The organism is Stenotrophomonas sp. YJH_SMC_46 (assembly GCF_059370315.1).
Genome location: NZ_JCAFTO010000002.1, coordinates 892,194 through 915,870 on the forward strand (window position 1 = coordinate 892,194; position 23,677 = coordinate 915,870).

Sequence of the window (23,677 nt, forward strand, 5' to 3'; positions counted from 1 at the left end):
CAATCAGGTGGGCAGCAGCGTGTGGGGGCCGGGCAGCACCAAACGGAAGCAGGAGCCGCCGGCGGGCACGGGAATGTAGTCCAGGCGTGCCTGGTTGGCCCGGCACAACTCGCGGGCGATATACAGGCCCAGCCCGGTGCCGTGCTCGGATGTGGTGAAGAACGGACGGAACAGCTGTGCGGCCACGCTCTCGGGAATGCCCGGGCCACGGTCCATCACGTCGATCACCGCGCTGCGCTCGTGCTGGGCCACGCGCAGGCGCACCCGTGCCGGCTGCTGGCCGATACGGCCGTACTTCAATGCGTTGTGCACCAGTACGGTGAGCACCTGGTACAGGTGCTTGGTATCGACCTGCGCCATCACCGCCGTATCGCTGATGATCGGTTCGATGCTGTCGGTTTCCAGCGTCTGGCCCTGCTTGTACTCCAGCACGAAGCGGCGCACGAAGGCGACCAGGTCGACGTTCTCGGGCGTGGCGCGTTCGCGCCGTGCCAGCCCCAGCACGCTTTCGACGATGCCATTGGTGCGCTGGCATTGCTGGCGGATGATCTGCAGCAGGCGGCGGTCGCTTTCGTTGAAGCCGGTGCCTTCTTCCAGCAGCTGCACGGCATAGTTGATCGCCGCCAGCGGGTTGCGGATTTCATGGGCGAGGCTGGCGGAGAAGCGGCCCATGGCCGACAGGGTGAGCGATTCGGCGCGCCGCGAGACCACGCTGGAATCGTCCAGGAACACCAGGGCCAGCTCGCTGCCCGCCAGCAGGCGGGCGAAGCGCGGTTGCACTTCCGGCTGGTCGGGGTTGAGCTGCAGCGGCAGTTCGTCCTGCGCCCAGCCGTTGCGCCAGCGCTGCAGGCGGCGCGCCAGTTCCGGCGCGGCACTGGCCAGATCCAGGCGTCCTGTCTCACCGATGCCGTCATTGTCACCGAGCAGCATCGAGGCCGCTTCATTGGCCAGGGTGATGCGGTTGTCGGCGTCTACCACCAGCACGCCAGTGCGCATGCGGCGGATGATCAGTTCGTTGATCTGGAACAGGTTGGCTACTTCGTCGCCGCGCTGGTTGGCCAGCTGCTGGTTGCGGCGTGCGCGGCTGCCCACCTGGTAGCTGATGAAGGCCAGCGCCAGATAGCTGGTGGCGAACATGGCCAGCTCGGCCAGCGTGCGGGTGGGATCGCCGCCTTCCAGCACTTTCCACAGGTATTCGGTACCGGTGGCCAGGCTGGCCGCGACTGCCAGGCCCAGCCCCCAGCTCAGCGGCAGCAGGGTGGCGGCCGCGGCGATGTTGAACAGCAGCGACATCGAGATGCCGGCGCTGGCGCCGGGTAGGGCGTGCGCCAGCAGGGTGGCGGCGATGATATCCACCAGCACGCTGGTGACCACGATGGGGCGCAGCCAGCGTTCGTTGCGGCCGATCGCCAGGGCCAGCAGCGACAGCACCAGATAGATGGCCGCAACGGTATCGGCCAGGCGCGGGTGGTGGGCCTCGCCGACCATGCCGGACAGGGGGCTGTAGAGCAGGCCGGCGATGACTGCGGCGATCAGCACCCGGTACAGCGCGAAGAAGTACAGCTCACGCCGCGGAATCGATTCGATGCGGTCGATCAATGAAGCACTGGGTGACACGCCGGAACTCCCCTTCTGGCTGCCTGGGTCTGGAATCTGCGGCGGGCCTGCCTGGCATCCCCTGAGGCCGGGCGGGCACGTCGCGTCGATGTAGTGTCGAGCGTGCTCGAGAGGGCCAGTATAGGGCCCCTGCGCTGGCGCCGCGGGACCGCCCCGCATCGCGCATTTGGCCCGCCGCGGAGACCGGTGGCCAGCGCCAGGGCGGGCGCAACTGCCTGAATGACCGCGAAAATCCGCCCGCGTCTGGCGTTTTGTACAGACTTCTTTGCGCCCCGGCGCCGGCTCGGCCACAATAGTGGGCCCGCCGCGGTCCGTGCCGGTGCCTCTTCCAGGGGGCCCTGAGGAATTGCGTGCGGTCGTTCCTATTCCCACGGTGACGCATGAATTTCCACGAATACCAGGCAAAACAACTGCTTGCCGAATACGGCATCCCGGTCCCGGCCGGCAAGGTCGCGGCGACCCCGGACGAGGCGGTTGAAGTCGCCCAGTCGCTGGGCCAGGGCCCCTGGATGGTCAAGGCGCAGATCCACGCTGGCGGCCGCGGCAAGGCTGGCGGCGTCAAGTTCTGCAAGACCGTCGATGATGTGAAGGCCGCAGCGGCCAAGATGCTCGGCACCAAGATGGCCACCTACCAGACCGCCGGCGTCGAGCTGCCGATCAACCTGGTGCTGGTGACCACCGCCGGTGAGATCGTCAAGGAGCTGTACCTGTCGGTCCTGGTGGATCGCGGCACCCGCACCATCAGCTACATCGCCTCTTCCGAAGGCGGCATGGAAATCGAGCAGGTCGCTGCCGAGACCCCGGACAAGATCCACACCCTGAACGTGGACTTCGTCGAGGGCGTGCAGGGTTACCACGGCCGTGACATCGGCTTCAAGATGGGCCTGACCGCCAAGCAGGCCGGCCAGTTCGCCAACATCATGGTGAACCTGTACCGCATCTTCAACGAAAAGGACCTGGCGCTGGTTGAGATCAACCCGCTGGCCATCCTGGACGATGGCAACCTGTACGCGCTGGACGGCAAGTTCAACAGCGACGACAACGCCAACTTCCGCCACAAGGAACTGGTCGCGATGCGCGACAAGTCCCAGGAAGATGAAACCGAAGTGACCGCTTCGGAGCTGGACATCAACTACGTCACCATGGACGGCAACATCGGCTGCATGGTGAACGGTGCCGGCCTGGCCATGGCCACCATGGACGTCATCAAGCTCAACGGCGGCGAGCCGGCGAACTTCCTGGACGTGGGCGGCGGTGCGAACAAGCAGCGCGTCATCGAAGCGTTCAAGCTGATCCTGTCCTCGGACAAGGTCGAAGGCATCTTCGTCAACATCTTCGGCGGCATCGTCCGCTGCGACATGATTGCCGAAGGCATCATCGCCGCCGTGAAGGAAGTGGGCGTCAAGGTTCCGGTCGTGGTGCGCCTGGAAGGCACCAACGTGGAAGAAGGCAAGCAGCTGCTGCGTGACAGCGGCATGGCCATCATCCCGGCTGACAACATCAACGACGGCGCCAAGAAGGTCGTTGAAGCGGTCAAGAACGCCGCCTGATCCACGACACCGAAGGAAATTCCCATGTCTGTTTTGATTAACAAGAACACCAAGGTGATCGTGCAGGGCTTCACCGGCCAGCAGGGCACCTTCCACGCCACTCAGATGATCGAGTACGGCACCCAGGTTGTTGGCGGCGTGACCCCGGGCAAGGGTGGCACCACCCACATCGACCTGCCGGTCTTCAACACCGTTGCCGACGCCGTGCAGAGCACCGGCGCCAACGCGTCGGTCATCTACGTGCCGCCGCCGTTCGCGGCCGATGCGATCCTGGAAGCCGCTGCTGCCGGCATCAAGGTCATCGTCTGCATCACCGAAGGCATCCCGGTGCTGGACATGCTGCGCGTCAAGAACGTGCTGACCCGTTCCTACCCGGACACCGTCCTGATCGGTCCGAACTGCCCGGGTGTCATCACCCCGGGTGAGTGCAAGATCGGCATCATGCCGGGCCACATCCACAAGCCGGGCAAGATCGGCATCGTGTCGCGTTCGGGCACCCTGACCTATGAAGCGGTCAAGCAGACCACCGAAGTCGGCCTGGGCCAGTCCACCTGCATCGGCATCGGTGGCGACCCGATCAATGGCCTGAACTTCGTCGACTGCCTGAAGCTGTTCAACGAAGATCCGCAGACCGAAGGCATCATCATGGTCGGCGAAATCGGCGGTGACGCCGAGGAAGCCGGTGCCGAGTACATCAAGAACCACGTGAAGAAGCCGGTCGTCGGTTTCATCGCCGGTGCGTCGGCTCCGGCCGGCAAGCGCATGGGCCACGCCGGCGCGATCGCCTCGGGCGGCAAGGGCACTGCCGAAGGCAAGTTCGCCGCCATGGAAGCTGCTGGCGTCGTCACCGTCCGTTCGCCGGGCGACCTGGGCGCTGCCATCGCCAAGCTGGTGAAATAAGAACGACTGCCTCTGGCAGCCGATTCTGTAGAGCCGAGCCCACGCTCGGCTTGCTTTGGAAAAGCCGCCCTCGGGCGGCTTTTCTGCGTCTGGCGGCCGCCTGGTCGGCCCATCCACGCATGGCGTGGATCTACTGAGCCGGGGCTGTCCACGCAGTGAACGCCCCCGGCGCGCGCACGACGCGGCGCTACAATGGGCGTATTGCAACCACAGGCTGATTCCCATGGCTTCGATCCGCATCGCGATGGCGCAGTTCGATTTCCCGGTCGGCGATGTCGCCGGCAACACCGAGCGCATCATCGAGATGATCGGCCAGGCGCGCGACGAGTATGGCGCCGAGCTGGTGATGTTCCCCGAGCTGGCAGTGAGCGGCTATCCGCCGGAGGACCTGCTGCTGCGTCCCGGCTTCCTGTACGAATGCGAGCAGGCGATGGGCCGTATCGCTGCTGCCTGCCGTGGCATCACCGCCGTGGTCGGCTGGCCGCAGGCGGCTGGTGCGGTGGTCTACAACGCCGCCAGCGTGCTGCGCGATGGCCTGCTGGAGCAGACCTACCGCAAGCGCGAGCTGCCCAACTACGCGGTGTTCGACGAGCGTCGCTACTTCGATGTCGATCCGGACGGCGGCAGCTGTGTGTTCGAGGTCAATGGCATTCCGGTGGGTTTGCTGATCTGCGAGGACCTTTGGTTCGCCGAGCCGCTGGCCGACACCGTGCGCGCGGGGGCGCAACTGGTGGTAGTGCCCAATGCCTCGCCGTACGAGCGGGGCAAGCACGCCCAGCGCGACGCGGTGCTGGCCGCACGCACCCGCGAGAGCGGGGCGGCCATCGCCTATCTCAACGTGGTCGGTGGCCAGGATGCGCTGGTGTTCGACGGCGCGTCGGTGGTGGCAGATGGTGACGGCACGGTACACCCGGCTGCCGCTGCCTTCGTCGACCAGTGGCTGGTGGTGGAGTACGACGGTGAGACCCGCCGCTTCATGCCGCACGTGTGGATGGACGATGGCGACGAGAGCATGGACGCGCTGGCCTGGCGTGCCGTGACCCGTGGCATCCAGGACTACTGCCGCAAGAACGGCTTCAAGAAGGTGTGGCTGGGGCTGTCCGGTGGCATTGATTCGGCGCTGGTACTGGCGCTGGCGGTCGACGCGCTCGGCGCTGGGAACGTTACCGCCGTGCGCCTGCCGTCGCGCTATACCGCCGGCATGTCCAACGACCTGGCCGCCGAGCAGTGCCAGGCACTGGGCGTGAAGCTGGAAGCGGTCTCGATCGAGCCGGCGTTCAAGGGCCTGATGGAATCGCTGGCGCCGATGTTCGAAGGCACCGCGCCGGACGTGACCGAAGAGAACCTGCAGTCGCGCAGCCGCGGGGTGATCCTGATGGCACTGGCCAACAAGTTCGGCGGCCTGTTGCTGACCACCGGCAACAAGAGCGAGTACGCCGTCGGCTACGCCACCATCTACGGCGACATGTGCGGTGGCTATGCGCCGTTGAAGGACCTGTACAAGACCGAGGTGTTCGGCCTGTCCAAATGGCGCAATACCGTGGGCGGCGCGCCGGTGATTCCGCCGGCGGTGATCAGCCGCCCGCCATCGGCCGAGCTGCGCGAGAACCAGCTGGACCAGGATTCGCTGCCGGCCTATGACGTGCTGGACGGCATCCTGTACCGCTACATCGACCAGGAACAGTCGCGCACGGAGATCGTGGCCGCCGGCTACGACGCGGCCGTGGTTGACCGCGTGCTGCGCCTGGTACGCATCAGCGAGTGGAAGCGGCACCAGGCCGCGCCGGGGCCGAAGGTGTCGCGCCGGGCGTTCGGCCGTGAGCGTCGTTACCCGATCAGCAACGGCTACAAGGGCTGAGGCCCGGTCCAGCAGACGACAGGGAGTGCCGGCCGATGGCCCGCAACCCGTTGGCCCTCTCCGGTGGGTGCGGACCTTGGTCCGCACGATGGTCGAAGATCATCCACGCATGGCGTGGATCTACCGGGCTTCGCCGAGCAGCTGTTCGAGGCCGGCGGTTTCCGCAGCGTCGCTGAAGTGGCCGCCCTCAAGCCGTGCACGCACAAATGCCAGGCCATCCGCCGCCGCCGCATCCAGCGTGCCGCGGTGGTCGACCGGGTAGCGTCGGAACGCGACCGGCTCGCCTCGCAGGGCCAGGCCTGCGGCGTACAGCAGCGTGGTCAGATAGGGCACATCGCGGTCCGCGCTGCCATGGCCCAGCATCAGTGGTTGGCTGAAGCCGCGGCGCGGTACGCCGAGATAGTCGTACAGCACCGCCCAGATGCCCGGCACGCTGGTCAGCGGTGCAGTGAACATGCTGCCGGTATCCGCACCGTCCAGGGTGGCGGCCAGTTCGCCCAGGCACTGCTCACGTGCCACTGCCACGCGGGCGCGGCCGGTGTCGCTGAGGACGCGGTCGATCTGCGGCGCGACCTGCAGCAGGCCATCGAGCAGATACGCGTGATACGCGTTGACTGCACCTGGATTGGCGGTGCGGTTGTCCGGTTTCATCACCAGCGCGGTCAACTCCACTGCCGTGGGCGTACCGGTGGTGAAGCTGCCGCGGTAGTGCAACGCCGGCCCTCCATAGGTGGGGGCGATGTGGCCTGCCGTGAGCGCGGCGGCGCCACCCTGCGAATGGCCGACCGAGACCCAGCGCGGCGACAGCGCTGCGTTGCCCAGGTACTGGCGGCTGGCTTTGACGAGGTCGATGGCGTTGCGCGCGGCAGTGCGCACATGCAGATAGGCATGGTCACCTGGACTGCCGAGGCCCTGGTAGTCCGCGGCGACCACCGCATAGCCCTGTGCCAGGAACTGATCGAGGAAGCGCCCGTCGCGTTGGGGTTGGTAGGGGCCGGACACCGAGGGCGCACAGCGGTCTGCGATGCCCTGGGTGCCATGTGCCCAGGACACCACCGGCCAGCCGCCTGCAGGCGCCGCGCCGGCGGGCAGATACAGCAGGCCGGTGCCTTCGGCCAGCTGGCCGCGATGATCCGGGGTGCGGTAGTGCAGCTTGTAGGCCTGCGCGGCCTTGGACGGCACCCATGACGCGCGATAGGGGGCAGCAGACAGCAGGTCGCCCGGTGCAACCGGTGCGGCGGCCAGGGGGCCCGGGGACAGCGCCAGCAGGGCAGTGGCGAGGAGGCAGGCGCGGGGACGGAAATGGCGTGGCGGTGGGGTCATGAGGCGCTCCTTCACGGCCGGGATGGCCGTTGCGCCGCAGTGTGGAGGAGCTCGCCCGCGCCGATTGGGACCGGCGTCGCATCCGCCGGGGATTCGTAGAATTCCTAGTGTCGTGGTCCATGGGCGCACGAACCCTCCACGCATGGCGTGGATAACCGACAAAGAAAAGGCCCCTTGCGGGGCCTTTTTCTTATTTCTTTTCCAGTCGCGCGTTGCGCTGGCCGGTGCTGGCGGACTTCTCGCCAGCGAACGGGTTCAGCTTGCGGATCATCCACGGGTACTTCGGCCACTTGCCTTCCAGCCACGGGTGGTCCGGCTGGTTCAACTGCAGGACGCGGCGCGCATCATCGGCCAGGGTCTTGTTGCCCAGGTGGGTGTAGGAATCGGCCAGGACAGCGACGGCGTCGTACTGGAACGCGCTCTGCGGATAGGTTTCCAGCAGGTAGTTGGCGCGGCCGGCGGCCGAGACCCAGGCGCCGCGGCGCATGTAGTACAGGGCGTTGTCCAGTTCGTGCTGGGCGAACACGTCACGCAGTTCCAGCATGCGCTGGCGCGCATCGGCGGCGTAGCGGCTGTTCGGATAGCGGTCCACCACGATGTTGAAGTCCGAATACGCCTGGTGCGGCGTGGACAGGTCGCGGCGGCTGGCATCCAACGACCATACGCGACGCAGGAAAACCGTACTGCGGTTGGAGTTCGCCAGGCCGCGCAGGTAGTACAGGTACGCGATGTTGCGGTGGGTCGGGTAGGTACGGATGAAGCGGTCGATGCTGGACACCGCGTCATCGTGCTTGCCGGCCTTGTACTGGGCGTAGGCGGTCTCGATCATCGCCTGCTCGGTGTACGGACCGTACGGATACTGGGCCACCAGGCGGCGGAAGCTGGCCTCGGCGCCGCTCCAGTTGCCGCCCTGCATCAGCTTGTGGCTTTTCTCGTACAGCTGTTCGACCGGCACGCCTTCATCGGGGCGATCACCCTTCTTGGCGCCGCGATGGCAGCCGGTGGCGGCGATGACCAGCACCAGCAGCAGGGCGGTGAGGCGGACGGGCGCGGAGAGCATGGCGGAGCGTCGGATCATGGGGTCGAGGCGGGACGCGGCTGGAATACGAAGGGTCGATGATAGCCTAGTGTCCTGTCCAGCGACTGAAACCGGCCGCCGGGACCCCAAAATTTCAAAGAATGCCCCCTGCCATGTCTGAACAACCTTCTGAATCGGCCCGCCAGGCCATCGTCCCCGACACCGCTGCCGGGCGCCGTTTCGACGCCGTCGTGGCCGAACTGTTCCCCGAATACTCGCGTTCGCGCCTGACCGAATGGATCAAGGCCGGGGAGGTGCTGCTGGACGGTGCCCAGGTGCGCCCGCGCGATCCGCTGCGCGGCGGCGAGGTGGTGACCCTCAACGTGGTACTGGAAACCCAGACCGACGCCCAGCCGGAGGACATCCCGCTGGACGTGCTGTTCGAGGACGAGCACCTGCTGGTGATCAACAAGCCGGTCGGCCTGGTGGTACACCCGGGCGCGGGCAACCACAGCGGCACCCTGGTCAACGCCCTGCTGTTCCGCGACCCGTCGGTGGCGGTGCTGCCGCGCGCCGGCATCGTGCACCGCCTGGACAAGGACACCAGCGGCGTGATGGTGGTGGCCAGGACCCTGGAAGCGCAGACCGCGCTGGTCGAGCAGCTGGCGGCACGTGACGTGCACCGTCAGTACCTGGCCATCGTGATGGGCGCGCTGGTGGCCGGTGGTACTGCCGATGCCCCGATCGACCGCCACCCGCGCGATCGCCTGAAGATGGCGGTGCGTGAGGACGGCAAGGAAGCGGTGACCCACTACCGCCTGCGCGAGCGCTTCCGGGCACACACCGCGCTGGAGTGCCGCCTGGAAACCGGTCGTACCCACCAGATCCGCGTGCACATGGCGCACGTGCGCCATCCGATCATCGGCGACCCGCTGTATGGCGGCGCGCTGAAGCTGCCCAAGGGCGCCAGCGACGAGCTGGTGGCCGCGCTGCGCGGCTTCAAGCGCCAGGCCCTGCACGCCGAGACGCTGGAGTTCACGCACCCGATCACCGGTGAGCCGGTGCGCAACACTGCGCCGGTGCCGGAGGACATGCTGCACCTGATGAAGGTGCTGCGCGAAGACAGCGAAGCCTTCGCCGCACGCGAGCGGGACCGCTGGTGATGGCCGCCGCGCTGCCCTTGCTGCAGGCGGACTGGCCGGCGCCTGCGGGCGTCCACGCGCTGACCACGCGCAGGCACGGCGCGGGCATCTCGCCGGCGCCGTTCGCGCAGTTCAACCTGGGCAACCGGCACGCGGCAGATGGTGATACCCCGGCGAACGTGGAGCACAACCGCCAGCTGCTGCAACAGGGGCTGGCGCTGCCGTCGGCGCCGCACTGGCTGCGCCAGGTGCACAGCAGCACCGTGCTGCGCTTCGATGCACCGCCGGTGCCCGGCGCGAGCGAGCCGGTGGCCGACGCGGCGGTAACCTCGGTGCCGGGCGTGGTGCTGGCGATCCTGACCGCCGACTGCCTGCCGGTGGTGTTCGCCGCCGCAGACGGCAGCGAGGTGGGCGCGGCCCATGCCGGCTGGCGGGGGCTGGCCGACGGCATGCTGGAGGCCACGGTGGCCGCCCTGCAGACGCCGCCGGCGCAGCTGCGGGCCTGGCTGGGCCCGGCCGCCGGGCCGTCCGACTATGAGATCGGCGAGGAGGTCTATCACGCCTTCGTCGGCCATGATCCGGCGGCCGAAGCAGCGTTCGTGGCGACGCGCCCCGGTCACTGGAAGGTGGACCTGTTCGCGCTGGCGCGGCAGCGGTTGCAGTCGGCGGGCATGGACCCGGCGCAGGTGTATGGCGGCACGGTGTCGACCATGGCCGATCCGGACCTGTATTCGCACCGGCGCGACCGTCGCACCGGGCGCATGGCGACCCTGGCCTGGATCGCGCCCTGACTCCGCCGCTGTTCGCGTGTGTGCTGGGGCCGGCCTTCGCCACCCTGGCCGCGCCGGTGCAGGCGCTGCATGCCGCGCCGTTGCCATGCCGCTACGTGGGGCAGGCGCGCATCGTGAGGGGGTGGCACTGGCTGGTGCCGCTGCTGGCTGCGTTGGCACGGTTGCCAAAGGACGGAGACGCGCTGCCGACCGAAGTGGCGTTCAGGGCACACGGGCAGGGCGAGCAGTGGGCGCGGCGTTTTGGGCGCTGGCCGATGGTGTCGCGGCTGTGGGCGCATGAGGGATACCTGCGCGAGCAGTTGGGCGCGGTGCGCTTCGAATTTGATCTGCAGGCCCGCGAAGGTGGCATCGACTGGTCGGTGCGGCGGGTCTGGGCCTTCGGGCTGCTGCCGCTGCCGAGGCGCTGGTTTGGTGGCGTGCGTTGCCGCGAAGCCTGGCAGGGTGAGCGTTACACTTTCCTGGTCGATGTGACGCTGCCCTGGGTGGGAGCTCTGATCCGCTATGAAGGCTGGCTCGAACCGCAGTGAGGCCGCCGCCGAGGCTGGGAGCGCGGTGATCGTATTCGATGGCGTATGCGCGCTGTGCAACCGCTGGGTGCGCTTCCTGCTGCGCTTCGACCGCAGGGGGCGCTATCGCTTTGCGGCGATGCAGGGCGCACAGGGCAGCGCGATGCTGCGCGCGCACGGGCTGGACCCGCAGGACCCGATGTCGTTCCTGCTGCTGGACGCGCAGGGCGCCTGGACCGATACCGATGCGATGCTGCGCGTCCTTGAGGGGCTGGGCGGCGCCTGGCGCCTGGCCGGCGTGCTGCGGCTCGTGCCGCGCGGCTGGCGTGATGCGGCGTATCGCGCGCTGGCACGCAACCGCTACCGCTGGTTCGGTCGGCATGAGGCCTGTTACCTGCCCGCACCGGAGCAGGCCGCGCGGTTCCTGGATTGATCGCCTGTCTTTTGTAGAGTCGAGCCATGCTCGACTTGCTTTTTTCTCCTGCCAATAGCAGCCGAGCATGGCTCGGCTCTACAAAACGCAGCCGAGCATGGCTCGGCTCTACAGGAACGCGTGCTTCAACCCTCCAGCGCGTCCAGGTAGCTGCGGCGCCAGTGGTTGATGTCGTAGGTGCGCAGGTGCTCCATCATCGCGTGCCAGCGCTCCTTGCGCCTGCTCAGCGACATCGTGGCTGCGGTGGCGATCGCATCGGCCACGCCGTCCAGATCATGCGGGTTCACCAGCAGTGCCTGCTTCAGTTCGTCGGCGGCGCCAGCCAGCAGTGACAGCACCAGCACGCCCGGATCCTCCGGGTCCTGCGACGCCACGTATTCCTTGGCCACCAGGTTCATGCCATCGCGCAGAGGCGTGACCAGGCCGACCGCCGCCGCCCGGTAGAAGCCGGTGAGCGTGGCATGGGTGAAGTTCTGGTTGACGTACCGCAGCGGCGTCCAGTCCGGCTCGGCATGGCCGCCGTTGATGTGGCCAGCGATCTGCTCCAGCTGGCTGCGCAACTGCCGGTACTCGGTGACATCACCGCGCGAGACCGGGGCGATCTGCAGGTAGGTCAACGAGCCGCGCTGGTCAGGGTGGCGCTGCAGGTAGCGCTCGAAGCCAAGGAAGCGCTCGGGGAGGCCCTTGGAATAGTCCAGGCGATCCACGCCGATTGCCAGCTGGCGGTCGCGCAGGCTGGCGCGAAGATTCTTCACGGCGGTCTTGGTGGCGGCTGTGGCGGCCTGGCGTGCGATCAGCTCGGTGTCGATGCCGATCGGGAAGGCTGCTGCACGGAAGCGGCGCCCGCCCGGCGCTTCCAGCTCGCCGTTGTCGAGCACGCGCCCGCCGCCGAACAGGCGCAGGTAAGTCTGGAAGCGATCGGCATCGCGCTGGGTCTGGAAGCCGACCAGGTCGTAGGCGTACAGCGCGGAGAACAACCGCAGGTGATCGGGCATCGCCTGCAGCAGGTCGGCCGACGGCATCGGGATATGCAGGAAGAAGCCAATGCGGCAGCCGATGCCGCGCTCGCGCAGCAGTGCGCCGAGCGGGATCAGGTGATAGTCATGAATCCAGACGATGTCATCCTCGCGCAGCAATGGCGCGAGCTTGTCGGCGAACAGCGCATTGACCTTGTGGTAGGTCTCGCGGGTACCGCGGTCATAGTCGACCAGATCCAGGCGGAAGTGCAGCAGTGGCCACAGCGTGCGGTTGGCAAAGCCGTTGTAGTAGCCATCGACCTCGCGCTTGCTCAGGTCCATGGTGACGTAGTCGATGTCACCGTCCTTCTGCCGGTGCAGCGTGCCGCTGCCTTCCTTTACGGTCTTGCCGCTCCAGCCGAACCACAGGCCGCCGCGCTCCTTCAGGGCGGCCAGCAGGCCGACCGCCAGCCCACCTGCGCGGTTCTCGCCGGGCACGGCCACACGGTTTGAAACCACGACCAGACGACTCACGATGCCTCCTGCCAGGACCGCGACAGGCGCATCGCGGCGGTGATCAGGCCGACGTGCGAATAGGTCTGCGGGAAGTTGCCCCAGGCCTCGCCGCTGTCGAAGGCCAGATCCTCCGACAGCAGGCCCAGGTGGTTGCGCTGCTTCAGCAGCAGCTCGAACATCTCGCGTGCTTCATCCATGCGCCCGATCGCCGCCAGCGCATCGATGTACCAGAACGTACAGATGGTGAAGCTGGTTTCCGGTTCGCCGAAGTCATCCGGCGCGACGTAGCGGTACAGCGAATTGCCGTGCTTGAGGTCGCGGCCGATGGCATCGACGGTGGCAATGAACCGGGCGTCCATCGCGTCGATGAAGCCGATGTCGGCCAGCAGCAGCAGCGAGGCATCCAGGCGATGGCCGCCGAAGGTATCGGTGAAGTGGCCCAGCTCCTCGCTCCAGGATTCGGCCATGATGCGGGCGTGGATGGTGTCGGCGCGCTCGCGCCAGTAGTGTGCGCGGTCATCACGCTTCAGGCGCACGGCGATCTTGCACAGGCGGTCGCACGCAGCCCAGCACATCGCGCTGGTGTAGGTGTGCACTTCGGTGCGGCCGCGGAATTCCCACAGGCCGGCATCGGGGACGTCGTGCAGGGCGAAGGCCTGTTCGCCCAGGGGTTCCAGGCGGGCAAACGTGTGCGCGTCGCCGGGATCCTGCAGGCGACGGTCAAAGAACAGCTGCGTGGACGCCAGCACCACGCTGCCGTACACGTCGTGCTGGCGCTGCACCCAGGCCAGGTTGCCGCGGCGCACCGGGCCCATGCCGCGGTAGCCGGACAGGCTGGGCACCTCATCCTCGTCCAGCTTGGCCTCGAAACCAATGCCATACAGCGGTTGCAGCGTACCGTCGGTGGTGGCCAGGTTGAAGATGTAACCGAGGAACTGTTCCATCGTGCGCGTTGCGCCCAGACGGTTCAGCGCGCGCACCACGAACGCCGCATCGCGCAGCCAGCAGTAACGGTAATCCCAGTTGCGCACGCTGCCGGGGGCTTCCGGAATGGAGGTGGTCATCGCCGCGATGATCGCGCCGCTGTCCTCGTACTGGCACAGCTTCAGCGTGATCGCACTGCGGATGACCGCGTCCTGCCATTCCAGGGGAATGGACAGGTAGCGCACCCATTCGCGCCAGTAGTCGCGGGTGCGCTGGAAGGCTTCCTGCACGTAGCCGCTGATCGAGCGGTTGAGCGATTCGTCCACGCCCAGGATCAGGTGGACGGGATGGCTGAGCACGAACGGCAGGCCGTCGCGCACGAAGCGGACCGGCACATCGGTGGTCAGCCGCAGCACGTGCTCGGGCAGGATCCAGCGCACATGGTTGCTGCCCCAGGTGGACTCCGGCACGCGCGCGCCCCAATCGGCCAGCGGGCGGGCGCGCACGGTGATGCGTGGGCTACCGGCCAGCGGGCGCACCTGGCGGATCAGGCTGACCGGCCGGTAGAAGCGGTCGTTCTGCCGCCAGCGGGGCGCGAAGTCGAGGATCTCCAGTTCGCCGCCGTGCGTGTCGCGCAGGACGGTGCGCAGGATCGCCGTATTGGTCAGGTACTCCTGCTCGCTGCTGGCGAAGTCTTCCAGCTCGATGGCGAAGTCACCACCGGTCTGCTGGTTGGGGCCGAGCAGGGCACAGAAGGTGGGGTCGCCGTCGAAGGTGGGCAGGCAGCTCCAGACAACGCGGGCACGTTTGTCGACCAGGGCGCCGAAGCTGCCGTTGCCGACCACGCCCAGATCAAGATCGGGTTGGGTCATCACGCGGTACATCTCGGTTGCGGCCGTGGGGGGGCCGGGTCAATAGGCATTCTCACGCAGCCAGGCGTGCACGCTGCGTATGTCGGGCAGCGCGAACACCGCCTTGCTCGGTTCCCGCTCGCCCACCAGCACGCTCCAGCCATGCTGGACGTTGGCGGCGTCGAAGCCGAATTCATCGGTGAGGTCGTCACCGAGGAACACCGGCAGGCGGCCGCGGAAGGGCAGGTACTGCATCATCCGGCGCACGGCACGGCCCTTGTCGGTGCCGACAGGCACGAACTCGACCACATGGTCGCCAGGTTGCAGGCGGTAGCTGGCACGGCCACGCACGTGGCGGTCGGCGAAGGCGCGGACATCGCTGGCGGCATGCGGCGCGCCGCGCCAGTGCAGGGCCAGGCCGACGCCCTTGTCTTCCACCAGCACGCCGGGATGGCCGTGGGCGAAGCGCATCGCCTGCTGGTGCAGTGCGTGCAGCCACTCGGCGGTGTCGTCATCGTGTTCGTCACGCAGCACACGACCATCCTGGCCACGCAGTTCATGGCCGTGCAGGCCAGCGGCAGGCAGTTGCAGGGGAGCGAACAGTTGATCCAGCTGTTCAAGCGGGCGACCACTGACCAGTGCCACGGCACCTTCCAGTCGGTCGCTGATGCGGCCGATGGCTTCACGCACATCCGGCAGCAGCTGCACGGCATCCGGGCGCGCAGCGAATTCGATCAGGGTGCCGTCGACATCGAGGAACAACGCGCAGGCGTCATCCAGCAATGGCGGTGGCGGACGCAGGGGGAGCGGTTCAGCCATGACGCCCAGCTTGCCAGCGTGGGCGTGTACGTGGGGTCGAGGGCAGGCTACGGCCTTGCTTCGGTGGGTGCCGACCGTGGGTCGGCACAAAGGGTCAGCCTGCATTGAACCCAGACAGTGCGGACCAACGGTCCGCACCCACCCAAGGCAATTACACCCAGAGCAATCAGAAGGTATAGCGAACGCGGCCGTAGTAGTAGGCGCCGTTGCTGCCGATCGGCGACAGCACGTCGTACGGCAGGTTGCCGAAGTAGTGGATATCGCTGTTGGATCGATCCGGGTAGTTGTCGGTCAGGTTCTGCCCGCCGATGGCCACGCTCCACTGCGGGGTGATGCGGTACTCCACTTCCGCGTCCAGCTGCCACTCGGCCTGGTAGGTCTGGCGCGGGATGTAGCCATCACCGAAGTTGAACACGCGGGTGGCGCTGCCGTAGCGGTTCACGCGGCTGCTCAGCGACCAGTGGTCATTGCTCCAGGCAGCCGAGAAACTGCCACGTGTACGCGGTGTGGCATCGGTCAGCGTGTTGGTCTCTTCAATCCCGAACAGCACATAATCCGGGTCCAGCGCCTGCAGCTGGGCCGGCGTGGCCAGCACGTTCTTCAGCGTGGTCTTGGTATACGCATAGGTGCCGGTCAACAGCAGCTGGCCATCGCCCAGCGACTGGCGCCAGTTGCTCACCAGCTCGGCGCCACGGGTGCGGGTATCGGCGGCGTTGACGAAGAAGCTGGCGCTCTGCAGGCCGCTGACACCGTAGTTGGCTGCCACGTAGCCGGTCAGTGCATCACCGGTGATGCTCTCCGACAGTGCGATGCGGTCGTCGATGTCGATCTGGAAGAAGTCCAGCGAGAGGTCGAAGTGTTCGCCGATGCGGCTGGTGAAGCCCAGCGACGTGTTCAGGGATTTTTCCGGTTTCAGGTCCTGCGCGCCAAGGCCACGCGCGATCGGATTGTTGACCGACAGCAGTCGGCCCTGCACCAGCTGGCCACCAGCGTTATAGCCGGTGGAGGTGGATTCGTAGCCGATCTGCGCCAGTGAAGGTGCGCGGAAGTTGTTGGAGATGGCACCGCGCAATGCAAACGCCGGCGTGAACTCGTAGCGCAGGCCGAGCTTGCCGGTCAGCTCGCCGCCGAAGTCGTCGTTGTGCTCGTAGCGCGCGGCCAGATCGGTGGAGAACTTCTCGCCGAACTGGCTGGACAGGCTGGCATAGGCGCTGGCCACGTCGCGCGACAGGGTGGCGGCGTCCTGTGGGGTCAGGCCGCCACCGGCCTGCGAGCCGGTCGGGCGGTCGGTGTACGGGCCCGCCGCATAGCTGGCCGGGTCGCCGGGGCGGGTCTGGTAGCGCTCATGGCGCGCTTCCACGCCCAGGCCCAGCGTGTGGCTGATGCTGTCGCTCTGGGTGAACACGCGGCTCAGGTCGAGGTTGCCCACGGTCTGCGCGTACTCGTAGTCGGCGGTCTTGAAGCGGGTCGGGCTGGTCGGGCCCAGCGACGCGTTGAGCGAATCACGCAGGCGGTAGGTGAAGTCGTTCTGGCCGTAATCCAGGCTGCCGTCGTAGCTCCACTCGCCCCACTGGCCGCGCACGCCGGCCACGGCCTGCACGTCGCGGTTCTCGCCTTCGGAGATCGGCCGGTAGCCGTTCGGATAGACCTGCTTCCAGTTGGCATCGCCATCGGGATAGCGGAAGTAGTTGGCGCCTTCGGTATCGCGCTGGTTGAAGGTGCCGAACGCGTAGAACGTCGAGGTCTGGCCCACCGGAATCTCGGTGTTCAGCCACAGGTTGATGTCCTTGCTCTTGCCATCGCCCAGCACGTAGTTGCGCTTGCCCTGCAGCGCCAGGTTGCCCGGGGTCTGGTCCCACGGCGGAATCTGGTCGAAGCCGGCGCGGTTGGTGCCGTTGCGGTGCTTGTATTCCAGGCCGACGCGCAGGAAGCCACCGTCTTCGCCCAGCGAGGTGCCGACCTTGGCGCTGATGTTGCCGGTCTGGCCATCGGTGAGGGTGCGGCCGATCGGCTTGAGGTCGGTGTGGTTGGCACCGTAGCTGGCCTCGATCTCGCCGCCGTCGCCGCCGTTGTCGAGGATCACGTTGATCACGCCGGCCACGGCGTCCGATCCGTACAGCGCACCGGCGCCGTCGCGCAGCACTTCGATGCGCTTGATCGCGCTGACCGGGATCGCATTGAAATCGACCGGGGTGGTGCCCTTGCCGATCTTGCTGTCGGTGTTGACCAGTGCGGTGTGGTGGCGACGCTTGCCGTTGACCAGTACCAGCACCTGGTCCGGCGACAGGCCGCGCAACTGCGCGGCGCGCACATGGTCGGCGCCACCGGAGTTGGACTGGCGCGGGAAGTTGAACGACGGCAGCAGCGCCTGCAGCGCGCTGCCCAGTTCACCGTTGACCACGCCGGCCTTGCGGATGTCCTCGGCGGTGAGCACGTCCACCGGCGAGGTTGACTCAAGCACGGTGCGATCGGCGGCGCGGGTGCCGGTGACGATCACCGTGTCCAGGTTGGTGGCGTCCTGGGCGAGGGCCGGGACGGCAGCGGAGGAAAGCGCGATGGCGAGGCCGAGCGGCGACGCGGGCAGGCGGAAGGACATGGGGGCTCCAGCAACAACGACGACGGGGAAGGGGAGATAGTTTCACTTACATCCATCCGGATGAAGCGATATATTATCTTCGCGTGATGGCCGGTGCCGATGCAAGCCCCTGCCGGCCTGGCATGAGTTGATGCCCTGCTGGCATCAGCACGCCGGGCCGGTGGCGCTGTACGCTGCCGGCTCGCCTTGTCCCCCTTCCCCCGGAGCTGTACCGATGAAACACCTTGGCCTCGTCTTTGCCGTGCTGCTGGCCACCAGTGGCTGCGCCAGCCTGTCCTCGCAGGCGCCCAGCGCCTATGCCACGGCCACCACCGCCGAACTGAAGGGCGATGCTGCACGCCCGTCCGCCGGCCACGGCTGGGTGCGCAGCGAGCTGTACTTCGGCGTGGGCGAGGTGCAGGGCGCCGGCAACCGCCCGCAGGCCGATACCATCAGCGAGGCGCAGTGGCGCACCTTCCTGGACAAGGAGGTGACCCCGCGCTTCCCGGATGGCCTGACCGTGTTCGATGCCTATGGCCAATGGCTGTTCCGCGGTGATGCCTCGCCCAACCGTCTGCGCACCAAGGTGCTGGTGGTGCTGCACGAGGACACCCCGCAGCGCCGCGCCGACATCGAAGCGATCCGCCTGGCGTGGAAGCAGCAGACCAGGCATCAATCGGTGCTGTGGTCGCGGCAGCCGGTCGAGATATCGTTCTGAGTTGAAGGTGCCGCCGCGGTGCCGCAGGGAGCAACGATGAATTACAGGGAATGCGTGCTGGGCCTGGTGCTGGCGGGAGTGCTGGCACCGTCGGCGCAGGCAAGTGGCGACGACGGCGAAACGCTGCGGTTCCAGGTGGCCGCGCATGTGCAGGCGCATGCCGATCCCCTGCAGGACGGCAGCATTGCAGTGCAGCTGTCGCCATCGGGCAAGCGCCAGACGTTGGAGGGCGCGGTGGATGCCGACGGTCATTCGCGCTGGTCGCTCGAAGATGTCGATTTCGATGGCTACCCGGAACTGGTCGCACGCGCTTCGGTGGGCATGGTCAACGAAGCGGTGGCGGTGTACCGGTTCGATCCGGCCAGTGCCGGTTTCCGCGCACTGCAGGCCGATACCCACGGCAAGGACAGTTGTGGTGACCTGATGGGGCTGAGTGTCGACCGTCCGAGCCGCACCCTGACCAGCAGCTGCCGCAGTGGCCCGATGTGGTACACCGACCAGTACCGGTTTGCAGGCGCGAAGCTCCATCTGTACCGCTCTGAGAGCGTGCTGATGCTGGGCGATACCTTGAACGCCGCGCTGCAGTGGGAACAGACCGATGAGCAGGGCCCGTTGGCGGTCTGGCGCACCTATGATCCGGCCGGCCGTGTGCTGGAAAGTGCCATCGCCGATGGCCTGGGTGCACCGCCGGATGGACCGTTGCGTGGCCAGCAGGCCACCGTGGTACCCGCGCGCCTGTTCCTGTTCGACCGCCCCGGTGCGCCCAGCACCAAGCGTTACCTGGTGCAGGGGGATCGCGTGGAACTGCTGGATGAACAGGAGGGTTGGCTGAAGGTGCGGTATCACAACCCGAAAAGCGGCGCGGTGGAGGGCTGGATCAACGTCAACGATTGACGAGACGTCTACCCGCAGTTTGCACATCGAGGCAATGGGCAACTTGCCCACGGGGGCATCACTTCATCAGGTCTAGCCTCGGACGTTCCCCCGTTCGAGGATGTATCCGATGAGCAAGCGCGTGGCCGAAATCGTGGTGGACGCCCTGCAGCAGGCTGGTGTCCGCCGTTGCTACGGCATCGTGGGCGATACGCTCAACCATGTGACCGATGCGATGCATGGCAGCGAGATCGCCTGGGTGCACGTGCGCCATGAAGAAGTGGCAGCGTTCGCCGCCGGCGCCGATTCGCTGGTGAGCGGCGAGTTGACCGCCTGTGCGGGTTCTTGTGGTCCCGGTGGCCTGCACTTCATCAACGGCGTGTTTGAGAGCAACCGCAACCGTGCGCCGATGGTGCTGATCGCCAGCCAGGTGGTGACCAGTGAGCTGGGCATGGAATTTCCGCAGGAAGTGGATTTCAAGGCGGTCTATGGCAGCTGCACGGTGTTCTGCGAGCAGGTGCACAGCCCGGAGCAGGCGCGACGCGTGGTGGCCCTGGCCTGCCAGGCGGCGATCAGCCGGCGTGGCGTGGCGGTAGTGATCCTGCCGGCCGACATCAGCCAGGCTGAGGTGAAGCACGATGTGCCGTTCTCGGTGCACTACACCCAGCCGGTGCTGCGCCCGTCCGACGCCGAACTGCAGCGCATTGCCGAGCTGCTGGGGCAGGGCAAGCGTATCGGCGTCTATGCCGGTGCCGGTTGCCAGGGCGCGCACGCGCAGCTGCTGGAACTGGCCCGGCGCCTGCAGGCGCCGGTTGCGCATACTTCGCGCGCCAAGGATTTCGTCGAGCCGGACAACCCGTACAACATGGGCATGACCGGAATCTTCGGAATCGAGTCTGGCTTCCACACGCTGATGGAGTGCGACACGCTGCTGCTGCTCGGCGCCGACTTCGCCTGGGGCCAGTTCTACCCCGACAAGGCCACGATCATCCAGGTCGACCGCGATGGCAGCCACCTTGGCCGCCGCCACCCGGTGAACCTCGGCGTGGTCGGCGATATCGCGCCCACGCTGGATGCCTTGCTGCCGATGCTGCCGCCGCGCGAGGACAGCAGTTTCCTGGACGAATGTATCGAACGTCGCGACAAGGCGCTGAAGAAGCGCGAGCAGGAAGAACAGCCCGGCGAGGGCGAGCTGATCCACCCGCAGCATCTGACCGCGCTGCTGTCGAAGCATGCCAGCGACGATGCGCTGTTCACCGCTGACGGCGGCTCGCCGATGGTCTGGGTGCTGCGGCATATCCGCGTCAACGGTCGCCGCCGCACGCTGACCAGCCTGCTGCACGGCACGATGGCCAATGCAATGCCGCAGGCCCTGGGCCTGCAGAAGGCGTTCCCCGGCCGGCAGGTGATTTCGCTGTCCGGCGATGGTGGCCTGGCGATGCTGTTGGGCGACCTGCTGACCGCGGTGCAGGAAAACCTGCCGATCAAGGTGGTGGTGTTCAACAATGGCTCGCTGAACTTCGTCGAGCTGGAGCAGAAGGTGGAAGGCCTGCTGGACAACTACACCGACCTGAAGAACCCGGACTTCGGTCGCCTGGCCGAGGTGATCGGCTTCCACGGCCGCACCGTGACCCGCAGCGAGGATCTGGAGGAAGCGGTGCAGGACTTCCTGTCGCAGCGTGGCCCGGCATTGCTGGACGTACACACCAGCCGCGCCGAGCTGGTGATGCCGCCACAGATCGAAGCCAAGCAGGTGGCCGGTACCGCGCTGTATGCGGCCAAGGCGGTGTTGAACGGCCGCTTCGACGACGTGAAGCATCTGCTGGTGGACAACTTCCTGAAGAAGTAGGGGGTGGTCGATGCAGGGCTGCGCCCTGCACCCGCCGAAACCACGGCAACCGCCGAAGCAAGGTCAAAAGCAGGTTTGCCGTGGGTAGGCGGGGTGGGGCCGGTTGCGGGGGCCGCTGCAAGTACGTCCATGTAAGCTCGGTCGCCGCTTGCTCGTGTGCGCAATCCTGCGCACACGGCAAGACCGGGGTTGGGCGTCCTGCCCAACCCGCCCGAGGCATGCCTCGGGCCCATGCGGCTCACGCCCCCGTAACCGGACCCACCCCGCCTTCGACAGCTTCCTGCAATCTGCCGGAACGGGATATTGCACTGGTGGGTGTCGACCTTGGTCGACACGGTGGATCCACGCCATGCGTGGATGAACGAAAGAATGATCGGAATGATCTTCTGTAGAGCCGAGCCATGCTCGGCTGAGAGGCTTCGCGTACAGCAGCCGAGCATGGGCTCGGCTCTACAAAGAGAGCCTGCCTTTGCTTTTGATCTTTTGATTCTTTTCCGTGGCTGGCACGCGCAGGAAACTGTCAGGGGCCGGGCGGGTAGGCTGCGCAGGGGCGTGAGCCGCATGGATGCGGCGACCGAGCTTACAGGGACGTACTTGCAGCGACCCCTGCGCAGCCTACCCGCCCGGCCCACCCCCTGAGGTCCGCTGTCCGCGACCAACCCAGCCACGAGGGGCCCCGCCGTTGGCTGGAACCCATCATTCCACGACGGAATTGGCGCGCCGGCCCCGCTGGGCCTACCATCGGCGGTCCCCACCCCCACCGCCCCTTCCATGTCCGCTCCCGCTTCCGCCGCACCGCGTCGCTGGTTCGTCGCCGGCGACTTCAACGGCTTCTTCGGCCTGGTCGTCGACAACCTCTCCATCCTCGGCTTCATCGCCATGGCCCTGGTCGGGATCTTCCAGTTCCCCGCCGACGTGGTGTTCGGCCGCATGTTCCCCGGCACGGCCTTCGGCGTGCTGATCGGCAACCTGCTGTACACCCTGATGGCGCGCCGGCTGGCCGCGCGCACCGGCCGCGACGATGTCACCGCCATGCCGCTCGGCCTGGATGCCCCGACCAGCATCGGCATGGCGCTGCTGGTGCTCGGCCCGGCCTTCATCGCTTTCAAGCAGCAGGGCATGGACCCGCACGCGGCGGGCATCGCCACCTGGCAGCTGGGCATGGCCGCGCTGGTCATCATGGGCGTGCTCAAGTTCGTGCTGTCGTTCTTCGGCGAAGCGGTCACCCGCGCGCTGCCGCGTGCCGCGCTGCTGGGCTCCATTGCTGGCATCGCGCTGGTGCTGATGGGCCTGCTGCCGCTGCTGGAAACGCTGCGCTCGCCGCTGGTCGGCTTCACCACGCTGGGCCTGCTGCTGTACGTGCTGATCGCCAAGGGCAAACTGCCGGTGCGTGGCCCGGGCGTGCTGCTGGCCTTCGTGTTCGGCACCGTGCTGTATTACGGCCTCGGCCTGGCCGGGCTGGGCGCGCCGGGCTTCCATGTGCCGGCGTGGGTGCCGCCGCAGGTGGTGCTGCCGCTGCCGACGCTGGGCTTCCTCGACGGCCTGCCCACCGCGATGACCTACCTGCCGCTGCTGCTGCCGTTCGGCCTGCTGATGGTGGTCGGCGGCATCAACGTATCCGAAAGCGCGCGCGCGGCCGGTGACGACTACCGCACCCGCGACATCCTGCTGGTGGAAGCGGTGGCCACGCTGGTGGCCGGTGTGTGTGGCGGCGTCGCCCAGACCACGCCGTACATCGGCCAGCCCGCCTACAAGCACATGGGCGCGCGCAGCGGCTATACGCTGCTGACCGGCCTGTTCGTCGGCATCGGCGGCATGCTCGGTATCATCTCCGGGCTGGTGCAGTGGTTGCCGCTGGCGGTGCTGGCACCGATCATCGTGTACGTGGCCATCGACATCACCACGCAGGCGTTCCAGGCCACGCCGCGCCACCATGCCGGCGCGATGGTGCTCGGTTTCCTGCCGTCGGTGGCCTACCTGCTGGCGATCAAGGCACCCGGCTGGATCGCACCGGATCAGCTGGCGCAGCTGCTGACCAAGCTCGACGGCCACGGCCTGCCGGAGCTGGCGGTGATCTTCACTCTCGGCAACGGCTTCATCATCACCTCGATGCTGTGGATTTCGGCGGTGGCGGCGATGGTCGATGGCCGCCTGCGCCGTGCCTGCGGGTTCCTGCTGGTGGCTGCGTTGCTGACACTGTTCGGGCTGATCCACTCGGTGGATCCGCGCGGCGGCATCTACCTGCCGTGGGACCTGGAAGGATTGGCGCGCATCATCAGTTTGCAGTTTGCCGGCGCCTACGTGGCCCTGGCGGTGCTGCTGGGCCTGCTGTCGCTGCAGAAGCAGCCGGTGCAACCGCTGGCTGATCGCACCGATCATTGACCGGTGACGCCGGGCATGGCCCGGCGCTACCGCTCCTTCCACTTCTGGTGCTCTGTAGAGCCGAGCCTGCGCTCGG

18 protein-coding genes are annotated in these 23,677 nt (G+C 67.2%); 11 read left to right on the forward strand and 7 right to left on the reverse strand.

What is annotated here, in order from left to right; translation table 11 throughout:
- Positions 1-3: 3 nt before the first annotated feature.
- The gene (locus AC5P8C_RS09045; protein WP_019660167.1) at positions 4-1,617 is read right to left on the reverse strand and encodes a sensor histidine kinase; all 1,614 of its coding nucleotides are present in this window, start codon (positions 1,615-1,617) and stop codon (positions 4-6) included.
- A gap of 380 nt (positions 1,618-1,997) precedes the next feature.
- Here AC5P8C_RS09045 and sucC point away from each other — a divergent pair, with 380 nt between their 5' ends.
- The 3 genes from sucC (at position 1,998) to AC5P8C_RS09060 (ending at position 5,925) form a co-directional block, all read left to right on the forward strand.
- On the forward strand, positions 1,998-3,167 hold the full coding sequence (sucC, locus tag AC5P8C_RS09050) for an ADP-forming succinate--CoA ligase subunit beta (RefSeq protein ID WP_005418614.1): 1,170 nt from the start codon (positions 1,998-2,000) through the stop codon (positions 3,165-3,167).
- A gap of 24 nt (positions 3,168-3,191) precedes the next feature.
- Positions 3,192-4,067, forward strand: coding sequence for a succinate--CoA ligase subunit alpha (gene sucD / locus AC5P8C_RS09055; protein ID WP_005418610.1), 876 nt, complete (start codon positions 3,192-3,194; stop codon positions 4,065-4,067).
- 223 nt (positions 4,068-4,290) lie between these two features.
- Positions 4,291-5,925 carry an NAD+ synthase gene (locus AC5P8C_RS09060; RefSeq protein WP_021204204.1) on the forward strand — a complete coding sequence of 545 codons (1,635 nt, stop codon included), beginning with the start codon at positions 4,291-4,293 and terminating at the stop codon, positions 5,923-5,925.
- A gap of 120 nt (positions 5,926-6,045) precedes the next feature.
- On the opposite strand, the gene AC5P8C_RS09065 is transcribed toward AC5P8C_RS09060, so the two are convergent.
- Both AC5P8C_RS09065 and AC5P8C_RS09070 read right to left on the reverse strand, forming a co-directional pair.
- Positions 6,046-7,248, reverse strand: a complete 1,203-nt coding sequence (locus AC5P8C_RS09065; protein WP_019660165.1) for a lipase family protein — start codon at positions 7,246-7,248, stop codon at positions 6,046-6,048.
- A gap of 190 nt (positions 7,249-7,438) precedes the next feature.
- Positions 7,439-8,326 carry an outer membrane protein assembly factor BamD gene (locus AC5P8C_RS09070; RefSeq protein WP_026347042.1) on the reverse strand — a complete coding sequence of 296 codons (888 nt, stop codon included), beginning with the start codon at positions 8,324-8,326 and terminating at the stop codon, positions 7,439-7,441.
- Positions 8,327-8,439: 113 nt separating this feature from the next.
- Here AC5P8C_RS09070 and rluD point away from each other — a divergent pair, with 113 nt between their 5' ends.
- From rluD to AC5P8C_RS09090, 4 genes are read left to right on the forward strand one after another with little or no spacing between them, the layout of a single operon-like run.
- A complete protein-coding gene (gene rluD / locus AC5P8C_RS09075; RefSeq protein WP_111098290.1) occupies positions 8,440-9,429 on the forward strand; it encodes a 23S rRNA pseudouridine(1911/1915/1917) synthase RluD in 990 nt (329 codons plus the stop codon).
- A complete protein-coding gene (pgeF, locus tag AC5P8C_RS09080) occupies positions 9,429-10,199 on the forward strand; it encodes a peptidoglycan editing factor PgeF (protein ID WP_495218583.1) in 771 nt (256 codons plus the stop codon). Before rluD ends, pgeF begins: the two co-directional genes overlap by 1 nt.
- A 20-nt stretch (positions 10,200-10,219) precedes the next feature.
- On the forward strand, positions 10,220-10,726 hold the full coding sequence (locus AC5P8C_RS09085; RefSeq protein WP_019338720.1) for a DUF4166 domain-containing protein: 507 nt from the start codon (positions 10,220-10,222) through the stop codon (positions 10,724-10,726).
- Entirely contained in the window at positions 10,701-11,138 is a 438-nt protein-coding gene (locus AC5P8C_RS09090; protein ID WP_495218584.1) for a thiol-disulfide oxidoreductase DCC family protein, read from the forward strand. The genes AC5P8C_RS09085 and AC5P8C_RS09090 overlap by 26 nt, the downstream gene beginning before the upstream one ends.
- 125 nt (positions 11,139-11,263) lie before the next feature.
- Here AC5P8C_RS09090 and otsA read toward each other — a convergent pair whose 3' ends face one another.
- From otsA to AC5P8C_RS09110, 4 genes are all read right to left on the reverse strand, one after another.
- Positions 11,264-12,628 carry an alpha,alpha-trehalose-phosphate synthase (UDP-forming) gene (otsA, locus tag AC5P8C_RS09095; protein WP_495218585.1) on the reverse strand — a complete coding sequence of 455 codons (1,365 nt, stop codon included), beginning with the start codon at positions 12,626-12,628 and terminating at the stop codon, positions 11,264-11,266.
- The gene (locus AC5P8C_RS09100; protein ID WP_031269310.1) at positions 12,625-14,406 is read right to left on the reverse strand and encodes a glycoside hydrolase family 15 protein; all 1,782 of its coding nucleotides are present in this window, start codon (positions 14,404-14,406) and stop codon (positions 12,625-12,627) included. Before AC5P8C_RS09100 ends, otsA begins: the two co-directional genes overlap by 4 nt.
- A gap of 39 nt (positions 14,407-14,445) precedes the next feature.
- Positions 14,446-15,204, reverse strand: coding sequence for a trehalose-phosphatase (gene otsB / locus AC5P8C_RS09105; RefSeq protein WP_010481547.1), 759 nt, complete (start codon positions 15,202-15,204; stop codon positions 14,446-14,448).
- Positions 15,205-15,370: 166 nt separating this feature from the next.
- The gene (locus tag AC5P8C_RS09110; RefSeq protein WP_495218586.1) at positions 15,371-17,800 is read right to left on the reverse strand and encodes a TonB-dependent receptor plug domain-containing protein; all 2,430 of its coding nucleotides are present in this window, start codon (positions 17,798-17,800) and stop codon (positions 15,371-15,373) included.
- Positions 17,801-18,014: 214 nt separating this feature from the next.
- On the opposite strand from AC5P8C_RS09110, the gene AC5P8C_RS09115 reads away from it, so the two are divergent.
- The 4 genes from AC5P8C_RS09115 (at position 18,015) to AC5P8C_RS09130 (ending at position 23,601) form a co-directional block, all read left to right on the forward strand.
- Entirely contained in the window at positions 18,015-18,497 is a 483-nt protein-coding gene (locus AC5P8C_RS09115) for a DUF3574 domain-containing protein (RefSeq protein WP_495218587.1), read from the forward strand.
- Positions 18,498-18,533: 36 nt separating this feature from the next.
- On the forward strand, positions 18,534-19,391 hold the full coding sequence (locus AC5P8C_RS09120; protein WP_495218588.1) for an XAC2610-related protein: 858 nt from the start codon (positions 18,534-18,536) through the stop codon (positions 19,389-19,391).
- Between the two features lie 109 nt (positions 19,392-19,500).
- Positions 19,501-21,219 carry a thiamine pyrophosphate-dependent enzyme gene (locus AC5P8C_RS09125; RefSeq protein WP_495218589.1) on the forward strand — a complete coding sequence of 573 codons (1,719 nt, stop codon included), beginning with the start codon at positions 19,501-19,503 and terminating at the stop codon, positions 21,217-21,219.
- Positions 21,220-21,990: 771 nt separating this feature from the next.
- Positions 21,991-23,601, forward strand: a complete 1,611-nt coding sequence (locus AC5P8C_RS09130) for a SulP family inorganic anion transporter (protein WP_134731922.1) — start codon at positions 21,991-21,993, stop codon at positions 23,599-23,601.
- Positions 23,602-23,677: the final 76 nt, after the last annotated feature.

Coding starts and splice junctions, on each gene's coding strand:
- AC5P8C_RS09060 (WP_021204204.1), top strand. CDS start 4,291: ATGGCTTCGATCCGCATCGCGATGGCGCAGTTCGATTTCCCGGTCGGC.
- AC5P8C_RS09130 (WP_134731922.1), top strand. CDS start 21,991: ATGTCCGCTCCCGCTTCCGCCGCACCGCGTCGCTGGTTCGTCGCCGGC.
- AC5P8C_RS09115 (WP_495218587.1), top strand. CDS start 18,015: ATGAAACACCTTGGCCTCGTCTTTGCCGTGCTGCTGGCCACCAGTGGC.
- rluD (WP_111098290.1), top strand. CDS start 8,440: ATGTCTGAACAACCTTCTGAATCGGCCCGCCAGGCCATCGTCCCCGAC.
- otsB (WP_010481547.1), bottom strand. CDS start 15,204: ATGGCTGAACCGCTCCCCCTGCGTCCGCCACCGCCATTGCTGGATGAC.
- AC5P8C_RS09120 (WP_495218588.1), top strand. CDS start 18,534: ATGAATTACAGGGAATGCGTGCTGGGCCTGGTGCTGGCGGGAGTGCTG.
- AC5P8C_RS09125 (WP_495218589.1), top strand. CDS start 19,501: ATGAGCAAGCGCGTGGCCGAAATCGTGGTGGACGCCCTGCAGCAGGCT.
- AC5P8C_RS09070 (WP_026347042.1), bottom strand. CDS start 8,326: ATGATCCGACGCTCCGCCATGCTCTCCGCGCCCGTCCGCCTCACCGCC.
- AC5P8C_RS09100 (WP_031269310.1), bottom strand. CDS start 14,406: ATGACCCAACCCGATCTTGATCTGGGCGTGGTCGGCAACGGCAGCTTC.
- AC5P8C_RS09110 (WP_495218586.1), bottom strand. CDS start 17,800: ATGTCCTTCCGCCTGCCCGCGTCGCCGCTCGGCCTCGCCATCGCGCTT.
- sucC (WP_005418614.1), top strand. CDS start 1,998: ATGAATTTCCACGAATACCAGGCAAAACAACTGCTTGCCGAATACGGC.
- pgeF (WP_495218583.1), top strand. CDS start 9,429: ATGGCCGCCGCGCTGCCCTTGCTGCAGGCGGACTGGCCGGCGCCTGCG.
- AC5P8C_RS09065 (WP_019660165.1), bottom strand. CDS start 7,248: ATGACCCCACCGCCACGCCATTTCCGTCCCCGCGCCTGCCTCCTCGCC.
- sucD (WP_005418610.1), top strand. CDS start 3,192: ATGTCTGTTTTGATTAACAAGAACACCAAGGTGATCGTGCAGGGCTTC.
- AC5P8C_RS09090 (WP_495218584.1), top strand. CDS start 10,701: ATGAAGGCTGGCTCGAACCGCAGTGAGGCCGCCGCCGAGGCTGGGAGC.